The sequence below is a fragment of the Croceivirga sp. ABH4_376 genome, from assembly GCF_056160685.1.
Window position 1 is genome coordinate 1 of the sequence record NZ_JBSWXQ010000017.1, and the last position, 1,881, is coordinate 1,881.

The 1,881-nt window shown below is 36.0% G+C and carries 1 protein-coding gene; it reads right to left on the minus strand.

Features of this window, described 5'->3' with window-relative positions; translation table 11 throughout:
- Positions 1–101: 101 nt before the first annotated feature.
- Complete coding sequence (locus ACXAGS_RS15690; protein ID WP_474908084.1) at positions 102–764, minus strand: TlpA family protein disulfide reductase; 663 nt, start codon at positions 762–764, stop codon at positions 102–104.
- Between the last annotated feature and the right edge of the window lie 1,117 nt (positions 765–1,881).

Genomic DNA, 1,881 nt, shown 5'->3' on the forward strand with positions numbered 1-1,881 from the left:
TTGCCATTGCAAAATCCGGAATTCCTTATGATGAGAAATATGTGTCGAAATTGAACTAAAAGAACTTGTTTTTTAACTCAGTTCTTTGTTAGCACCAGTTTTTATTCAGTTATTGGTTTAATAAATTCAGTCAATTTTTTCTCATTTATTTCATTCACTTTGTCCCAACCCATATCCTTTGTTGGAAACGCAGCTCCTCTTGTTAAATCGAGAATTTTTTTGTTTTTGTCAATCAGATAAGCTGCTGGATAGTCCAGTTTATGATTGAAGCCGCTAATCATTATCGATGATTTGTCAATAGGTTCAGATTCAGATGGAATTAAATGGATTCTTTTGTCATATTTAGAAGCCATTTTTTTCAAATCCTTCTTTTTGTTCCAAAAGAGAACTATAAATTCAATTTCTCCATCATATTTTTGAGCTAACTTATTTAATGTGGGAATTTCTCCCCAACACGGTCCACACCAAGTTGCTGAAGTCAAGAGCACAATAGGTTTATCGATTTTATCTGTGCTAATTGTATTCTTTTTTATTGTTTTAAAATCGTAATTCGATAAATACTTCCCCTTAATACAGTTATTTACAAGAGAGTCAAATAATGCTCTTGCCTTATCATTTTCTTTGTCTTTCCAAGCTTGATTTATTTGTTTATTTAAATCTTCAATGCAATTATCCACTACATCTTTGTAATAGAGTTTTTCAGTTGTTTGACTCCAACAGTTTATTGAAATTAAAATTCCAATTGCAAAAAATAGTTTTCTCATAAGTTTGTGTTCAAATTGGTGCTAACGGTAAATGTATGGCAAGTTGCGCCCAAAAAAGCGCGTACCATACGGTTGGGAATAAATATAGTAAATTAAGGTTGAATTTCCGTCTGGAAATTCGACCGCAATTAGCTATACATCTTGTTATAAATTGCCTGCAGGGCGAATCAAACCCTTGGCACGATAGTAAAATAAAAGCCTTGGAGTTTTGCCGTATTAATCAATCCGTCCACGTCCACCTTGGGTAACCCTTGCGCACCGGCGGCAAAAAGGACGGCAACAAGCCAAACTCTATTTTAAGACCCAAACCTTTGGTTTTGGTAAGACTGAAGCTTAAAAAGAAAGCTCTTTTTTGCTTTTCTGATAAACGTTATACTACGCATTACAGCGTCCGACTAGCACGCTAAAAGCAAAAAAGGGAAGGTAACAGACCTAACACTACTTTTTTAAGTGCGTGTTATTTATAACGGTAAATGTATGGCAAGTTGCGCCCAAAAAAGCGCGTACCATACGGTTGGGAATAAATATAGGAAATTAAGGTTGAATTTCCGTCTGGAAATTCGACCGCAATTAGCTATACATCTTGTTATAAATTGCCTGCAGGGCGGCTCAAACCCTTGGCATGATAGTAAAATTAAAGCCTTGGAGTTTTGCCGCATTAATCAATCCGTCCACGTCCACCTTGCGTCACCCTTGCGGACAGGCGGCAAAAAGGACGGTAACAAGCCAAACTCTACTTTAAGACCCGAACCTTTGGTTTTGGTTAGACTTAAACGTAAAAAGACAGCTTTTTTTTGCTTTTCTGATAAACGTTCTACTGCGCATTGAAAAGTCCGACTAACACGCTAAAAGCAAAAAAGGGAAGGTAACAAACCTAACCCTACTTTTTTAAGTGCGGGTTATTTATAACGGTACGTGTATGATTAGTTGCGGACTTTTCCAACGGAAAATGTCCGCCTGACTCTAAAGATAATTGATTGTAAAGGATTCCGTTTAAGGAATTCGACCGCAATTAATTATACACCGCTTAAGTTTAATTCTTGTTATTTTAAAGTAATAAACCAGAAAGAAAAAAAGCGTAGAATAAGGTTAATATACACCGAGAAACCTAGATTTC

Excerpts from the sequence above, each read along its gene's own strand:
- ACXAGS_RS15690 (WP_474908084.1), bottom strand. The coding sequence starts at position 764 with ATGAGAAAACTATTTTTTGCAATTGGAATTTTAATTTCAATAAACTGT.